Annotated in this window: 6 protein-coding genes; all 6 read left to right on the forward strand. The window is 64.3% G+C overall.

Features of this window, described 5'->3' with window-relative positions; translation table 11 throughout:
* Nucleotides 1–616 precede the first annotated feature (616 nt).
* The 6 genes from J0909_RS16835 to J0909_RS16860 are packed head-to-tail and all read left to right on the forward strand — an operon-like array spanning nucleotide 617 to nucleotide 6845.
* On the forward strand, nucleotides 617–2251 hold the full coding sequence (locus J0909_RS16835) for a nickel-dependent hydrogenase large subunit (protein ID WP_207264675.1): 1635 nt from the start codon (nucleotides 617–619) through the stop codon (nucleotides 2249–2251).
* 27 nt (nucleotides 2252–2278) lie between these two features.
* Nucleotides 2279–3289, forward strand: coding sequence for a [FeFe] hydrogenase H-cluster radical SAM maturase HydE (hydE, locus tag J0909_RS16840; protein WP_207264677.1), 1011 nt, complete (start codon nucleotides 2279–2281; stop codon nucleotides 3287–3289).
* Nucleotides 3286–4053, forward strand: coding sequence for a nucleotide-binding protein (locus J0909_RS16845; protein WP_207264679.1), 768 nt, complete (start codon nucleotides 3286–3288; stop codon nucleotides 4051–4053). The genes hydE and J0909_RS16845 overlap by 4 nt, the downstream gene beginning before the upstream one ends.
* A 13-nt stretch (nucleotides 4054–4066) precedes the next feature.
* Complete coding sequence (locus tag J0909_RS16850; RefSeq protein WP_207264681.1) at nucleotides 4067–5365, forward strand: nitrogenase component 1; 1299 nt, start codon at nucleotides 4067–4069, stop codon at nucleotides 5363–5365.
* A gap of 9 nt (nucleotides 5366–5374) precedes the next feature.
* Nucleotides 5375–6580 carry a nitrogenase component 1 gene (locus tag J0909_RS16855; RefSeq protein WP_207264682.1) on the forward strand — a complete coding sequence of 402 codons (1206 nt, stop codon included), beginning with the start codon at nucleotides 5375–5377 and terminating at the stop codon, nucleotides 6578–6580.
* 16 nt (nucleotides 6581–6596) lie between these two features.
* Nucleotides 6597–6845 carry a HypC/HybG/HupF family hydrogenase formation chaperone gene (locus J0909_RS16860; protein ID WP_207264684.1) on the forward strand — a complete coding sequence of 83 codons (249 nt, stop codon included), beginning with the start codon at nucleotides 6597–6599 and terminating at the stop codon, nucleotides 6843–6845.
* Nucleotides 6846–6890: the final 45 nt, after the last annotated feature.

Raw genomic sequence — 6890 nt, forward strand, 5'->3', positions numbered from 1 at the left:
ATCCTTTCGGATGGCGAGCTGTATTATTATCTACGAAGATGGACAGGCTGTCGGAATATCCGCCCAGCACGAAGAGGCCCCCGCATGGATTGGATGCAGGGGCCTCTTTCCGATATCTGTCGAAGTAAGGACTTGATATGGCCGAGCTCAAGCCTTGGTGCCCGTCGGTCGGACTGTTCGGCGGGAGAATAAACAAGGGGCCTTCAGCCACTGCGCCGAGAGGTCCAGCAATGTAGGACGACGTCTTTGAAAGGGGTTTTCCGCGGCATGGCGGGGAACATGGCGGAGGCGAGTCCACGCAGTTCTCCTGGGAAGGGCTTCGGTGTTGCCGGAATTTTTTTGGGGGAGATGCCGAGTGACGCTTATTTTGGCGGGTGCCACCGGCTGCACGCGAAGATTTAATGCGGGTACGAATAATAATTTTGTAGCAAAAAATAGCACAAATTCTTGACTCGTGTTACGCTCGGCGCTATCGTGCCACTTCCACAACACTTGTTGTGAACGCATCCTGCGGGAAGGGGTTTCTGACCTAAGGGCGAGCGCGTTTCGACGTGTCGCCCTCCCTGCGTATGCGCCGCCGCTCCCCCCCCCTTCCTCGGGACACCGAGGAGGCACAATGACACATACCATGGCCGCTTCGACGGCCGCACCCGAAGCCGAGATCGCCACGAGGGCGCGGGAGGTGGTCTCCTGCCCGGGCAACGCCTTCGTCGCCCGCGTCCGTCTGGTGGACGGCGTGGTGGACGAGGCCTGGAGCACGGGCCGCATGGTCCGGAATATGAATGTATTGCTCAAGGGTGAACTGGACGCCAAGGGGCGCCCCGGTTTTGTTCACCAGGCCCATTGTCTGTGCAACGACGGGCATGCCCTGGCCGCCATCCGGGCCGTGGAGGACCTGGCGGGCGTGGCCGTGCCGCAAAGCGCTGTCCTGGTGCGTCGTCTGGTCCAGTCCCTGCGATGTATTCAGGAGCATCTGCTTCATTTCCATCAATTTCATCTGGCCGACTGGGCGAGCCTGGGCAGGGCATTGCGCGCCGATCCGGCCCGGACCGCCTCTCTCGCCAAGCGGCCCGGAGAGGACGCCGCCCATTTCCGTGCGCTCAAGGAGCGGCTGCGCCGGTTGGCCGAGGTGCGCGGGAGCGCAGGGGACCAGGCGCGGCATGATGGCGCGTATCGGGGGCCCGACGAACTGCATCTGCTGCTGTACGGACACTCGCTGGAGGCCGTGCGGATCGGGAGATCGCTCCAAGAGGCCCTGGCACTGCTGGATTGCGGCCCCAAGGGCTTCAAGGCCTACCGCATCGGCGGGCTGTCCGAGGATCAGGACTTGAGCTCGGAAAATCTGGACCGGCTTCGAACCATTCTCGACGGGTGCCGCGAATTTGTCTGTGACCTCTTTCCCGTCGACCTGACGCGGCTGGCCCGTGTCTACGCCTCGTGGAGCGAACTGGGAGCGGGCGACACGTTGCTGACCTGGGACAATGAAACCGGCGCGGGACTTGTCGATCCCGTGGGCGGTGCGGCGGCCTGGAAGCTCACCAAACCGGACGCGACAGCCGTCCGCGAGGAGCGCGAGCCGCAATGGCAGGGCACGGACCGGCATCGCTACCGGCTGTTCACGGGACGCGACGAGCCCTCCTTTCGTTGGGGCAATGGCGCATATTTCTGGCTGCCCGCGCCGCGCCACGGGGACATTTCCTGTGAAGTGGGGCCGCTGGCCCGGGTCATGGGCGGCATGCTTGGCGGCGACCGCGCCGTGGAGCGAACGCTTTCGGACCTGCTCGGCGGCTGTGGCTTGCCTGTGGAGGCCATGAACTCCACCCTGGGCCGGGTCCTGGCGCGGGGCGCGGAGTCCGCCGCTCTGTTGCGTTCCCTGCCTGGTTTGCTGGATGAACTGGAAGGGGCCCTGCTCGGAGGGGCGGTCCGCTTGGTGGATTTCGCCCTGCCCGCAGCCGGGGTAGGCGTGGGGCGGGTGGAGGTGCCGCGCGGTGCGCTGACGCATTCCATTCGTTGGGGAAACGGTCGGATTCTCAACCACGATTACCTGATTCCATCCCTGTGGAATTTCTCTCCGCGCGACACCTCGGGCGTGCGCGGGCCGCTTGAACGCGCCCTCATCGGCACGCCGGTGGCCGACGCCGGGCACCCCGTGGAAATCCTGCGCACCCTGCACCAATTGGACCCCTGCAACGATTGCCACGTGGTCGTCGAGGACCGCGACACCGGCCGGATCAGTCTGGCCATGGCCTGATTCCCCACTGAACAAAGGAAGCGGAAGATGAATCGAGAGACGATACTGGACGCCCTTCGGGACGAGGTCTGCCAGGATGCGCTGTTCCGGCAGGCCGACCAAGTGCGCCGGGAGCAGGTGGGCAGCGACGTGCAGTTGCGCGGCGTGGTCCATTTTTCCAATTATTGCCGTTGCAATGACCTGTATTGCGGTCTGTTCAGGGACAACGCGCGGTGCAAGCGGTTCCGCATGACCGAGGATGAGATCGTGGATACCGCCCTGACCGTAGCCGAGGCGGGCCTGCACACCGTGGTCCTTCAGTCGGGCGAGGACCCGTTTTTCACCAGGGCCATGGTCTGCTCCGTCATCGAGCGCATCCTGGATCGGGCGGATGTGGCTGTGACCTTGAGTCTCGGGCTGCGTTCCCGCGAGGATCTGGCCGCGTTCAGAGACGCCGGGGCCGAGCGTTATCTCATGAAACACGAGACCATGAACCCGGCGCTTTATTCGCGCATGCGCTCCGGGTTGAAACTCGACGACCGGCTGCGGCTCATCGACTTGCTGCGCGAACTCGGCTTCCAGGTGGGCGTGGGCAACATCGTGGGGTTGCCGGGCCAGACCGTGGAGGATTTGTGCGAGGACATCCTCTTTTTCCAGGACTTCCAGCCGGACATGATCAACATCGGCCCGTTCATTCCCCACGCCCAGACCCCGCTTAAAGACGATCCCGCGGGCGACATCGAGCTCATGCTGCGCGTCTTCGCCCTGACGCGGATCGTCACCGGCGACACGCACATGGCCGCAGCCAACACCGTGGCCACCTTGGCCCCGGAGAACGGACAGTACCGGGCCCTGACCGAGGGCGGGGCCAACGTCATCATGCCCAATTGCAACCCCTTCCTGAAGAGCCGGGAGGACAAGGTCGAGTATGAGTTCCAGATCACCACGCGCAAGCGCTACGTCTCGGTGGACGAGGCGAGGAGTGTGGTCGCCCGGGCTGGAAGAACCATTGGCGAGAGCAAGGGTCATTCATTCAAGATGCAAGGAGGAGCGAATTGATCAAGGTAGCGATTTACGGCAAGGGCGGCATCGGCAAGTCCACGGTGACTTCCGGGATTTCCGCCGCCCTGGGCCTTCAAGGATACAACGTCATGCAGGTGGGCTGCGATCCCAAGACCGATTCCACCATCAACCTGCTCGGCGGCACCCCGCCGCCGCCCATCCTGCAATACCTCCAGGAGCAAGGCCGGCCGGAGACCCTGGACGCCATCGTGCGGCGCGGCTTCGGCGGGGTGGCCTGCATGGAAGTGGGCGGTCCCACGCCCGGCGTGGGCTGTTTCGGCCGAGGCATGCTCACGGCCTTCGAATTGCTCGACGAGATGGGGGCCTACGACACTTACAAGCCGGATGTGGTCCTCTACGACATCCTGGCCGACATCGTCTGCGGCGGCATCGCCGTGCCCATGCGCGAGGGGTTCGCGGACAAGGTCTGCATCGTCACCTCGGGTGAGAAGATGGCCTTGCTGGCCGCCCGGAACATCATCCTGGCCCTGCGCAACTTCGCGGACCGCAACTACGCCGAGCTGGGCGGCCTGATCCTCAACTGCCGTGACATGGCCGACGAAGTGGAGCGGGTCGAGGAGTTCGCTCACAATATGGACACCGAGGTCATCGGCGTGATTCCGCGCGACACGGTCATCCATCAGTTTGAGGAAGATGGCAGGACCATCGTGGAAGGCGACCGGACCCTGCCGACCTCGGGGCGGTTCTTCGACCTGGCCCGGACCATCGTCAATTTCGCCGAAGAACGCAACGCAGCCTGACCAGGAGGATACTATGGATTTGGATCACGCCCGCATCCGCATCGAGGATCTGCGGGAAAAATCGGATTTTCCATTCGCCCCGCTCGAGGGCGTGGGGCCCAACCTGGCGGGCTGGGGGGTCATCGAAACCTGCCTGCTCCTGCCCGAGTCCGTGGCCATCATGGCCGGGCCGTCGGCTTGCCTGCGCCATTCGGCCTTCATGGCCCACGCGCGCGGCTTCACCGAGCGGTTCTACATGCTCTGCGTGGAGGAGCTGGACATGACCATGGGCAATCACCTGCCCAAGGTGGAGCGGGGCATGGCCGACATCCTGGCCCGGCGCGACGAAAAGGTCGCCTTCCTCATTGTGGGCTGCCCGGACTACATCCTGGGCACGGACTTCACCGGGGTCATCAACCGGCTGGAGGCGTCCACGGGCAAGCGGATCATCCTCGGAGCCATGGCCCCCATCACCATTGGCCTCAAGGAGTCGCCCTTCACCTCGGCCTACACTTCGTTCTTCGAGTTCCTCAAGCACGAAAAGCGCGAGCCCAAGGATGACCGGCTCAATCTCCTGGGTACCTTCATGCCCCTGTCCGCTTCCGGCGAATTATACCGGGTTCTGGCCGAGGCCGGACTGGACGACGTGCTCCAGATTCCGCTCTGCCCGGATCTCGAGACTTTCGCGGGCATGGCCCACGGCCGGGCCTCGGTGGTCATGCATCCGCTGGCCAACGGGTTGAGCGGCAAGCTCCAGAGCGAGATGGGCATACCGACCTGTTTTGCTCCCACCGCCTACGGGTTTTCGACCATCCGGGAACAGTACGGGCTGATCGGCGAGGCCGTGGGGCGCACCCTTTCCATAGACACGACCGAGGCGGACGCCGTCGAGGCGGCCCGGCCCATGCTGGACGTCCTGCGCGGTAAGACCGTGGCCGTGGGGTGCGGCATCAACGGCAGCCCCTTCGAACTGGCCCTGTTCCTGGCGGACAACGGCGTGAACGTGGAGACGCTGTTCGCGCGCGGGACCATCAAACCCTACGAATGGGGGCTCATCGAGCGACTGCGCGCGGCCAAGCCTGACATCATGGTCTACAACGCCTCTCATCCGGCCCTGTGCGGTCGGACCGAGCCCTTCGACCACGTGGAGGTGGCCTACGGCGTGGACGCGGGCATCTTCTGCGTCAACGCGGCCAACGTGCCCCTGTCTCGCTACCAGGAACAGAAATACGGCTATGAGGCCACCTTGTGGATGCTGGACCAGACCATGGATGCCCTGGAGCACCCTGTGGCCAACTATGATTGGATCTACGGCCACGATTTTCTCATCTAAGGAACCGTCATGAAAGAATATCATCACCTTCTCCCCCTGGCCACGGGCTACTTCGGGGTCAGCTCGGCCCTGTACGATTTCGAGGGGCTCGTCGTGGTCTACGGCCCGGCGGGCGGGGCCTGGCACATCAATATCGAAGACGAGCCGCGCTGGTACCGGGGCCCGGCCACGGTGGTCGGCGCGGGCCTCCTGGAAATGGACGTCATCCTGGGCAACGACGACAAGTTCATCGACAACATTGTCAAGACCGCCGAAGGGTTGAACCGCCGCTTTGTGGCCCTGTCCGGCACCCCCATCTCCGAGATCATCGGCACGGACCTCAAAGGGTTCGCCCGGACCATCGAGTCCCGCACCGGATTGCCGGTCTTCATGGTCCCCACGGCCGGGTCCGAGCCATACCCCGAGGGCGCGTCCAAGGCCTTCCTGGCCCTGGCCGACAAGTTCATGGACCCGGACGCGCCGGGCCTCGGCAACGGCGTCAACGTGCTCGGGGCCATCCATCTGTCCACCGGCAAGGAGGCGCACCTCGGCCCGCTGTTCGACATCCTCCGCGAGGAGGGCTTCTGGCTGATGAGCACCTTCGCCGGGCTCGTGCCCGGATTGAGCGATCCCCTGGAAAGCGTGCGCAACGCACCGGGCGCGGCGGTCAACGCCGTGATCTCCACCAGCGGCCTGGCCTTGGCCGAGCGCATGTTCGCCGATTACGGCATCCCGTTCGTGGTCGGCATGCCGGTCGGGCTGGCGGGGTGCAACGCCTTCATGGCCATGCTACGCGGCGAGGAGCCGCCCGCGCCGGACAGGCCGGATCAGGCCGCTCCGCAGCGGCACGCTTTGGTCATCGGCGAGCCGGTCATGAGCTACGGGCTGAAGCACTGCCTGATCCACGACTTCGGCATCCCGCGTGTGGACGTGATCCGCGTGACCCCCTCCCAGGCGCTCTTCCGCGAATCGCCGGGCCGCAGCGGCCTGCTGGCCGAACGAGGCCCTCACGATCGAGACTCGGACGGCGAGGCGGAGATCGCCGCCCTGATGAACGATCCTTCCGTGGACTTGATCGTTGCCGACCCCTGCTACCGCCCCCTGACCAATGGTTCGGCCGTGTTCGTGGATCTGCCGCATGTCGCCATGAGCGCCCGCATCCATTGGGATATGGATTACGACTACATCGGCGAGCCGGGGTACGACTACCTTGCCTCGCACTTGCTGGACGACTGAACCCAAGGAGGAAATCATGTGTCTCGCCGTTCCCGCTGAAGTGCTCTCCATTGATGCCGACGTGGCCGTCTGCCGCGTGGACCAAGGGCAGACCACGGTCAAAGCGTCTCTGATGCTTCTGCCCGCTCTGCCCGAAATCGGTGAATTCCTGATCATCCATGCCGGGTTCGCCCTGCGCATCCTGGACCGGGAGGAGGCCGAGGAGAGTTTGCGCATGCTCAATGAAGCCGTGGGCTGTCGCCTGGCCACGGGCTCCGAGGTGTAGTTGATGAGCTTCGAATTACTGGAAAAGTTCCGTGATCCGGACCTG

This window comes from Desulfovibrio sp. Huiquan2017 (assembly GCF_017351175.1).
In the GTDB taxonomy this organism is placed as follows: Bacteria; Desulfobacterota; Desulfovibrionia; order Desulfovibrionales; family Desulfovibrionaceae; genus Pseudodesulfovibrio.

Coding starts and splice junctions, on each gene's coding strand:
- hydE (WP_207264677.1), top strand. CDS start 2,279: ATGAATCGAGAGACGATACTGGACGCCCTTCGGGACGAGGTCTGCCAG.
- J0909_RS16855 (WP_207264682.1), top strand. CDS start 5,375: ATGAAAGAATATCATCACCTTCTCCCCCTGGCCACGGGCTACTTCGGG.
- J0909_RS16860 (WP_207264684.1), top strand. CDS start 6,597: ATGTGTCTCGCCGTTCCCGCTGAAGTGCTCTCCATTGATGCCGACGTG.
- J0909_RS16850 (WP_207264681.1), top strand. CDS start 4,067: ATGGATTTGGATCACGCCCGCATCCGCATCGAGGATCTGCGGGAAAAA.
- J0909_RS16835 (WP_207264675.1), top strand. CDS start 617: ATGACACATACCATGGCCGCTTCGACGGCCGCACCCGAAGCCGAGATC.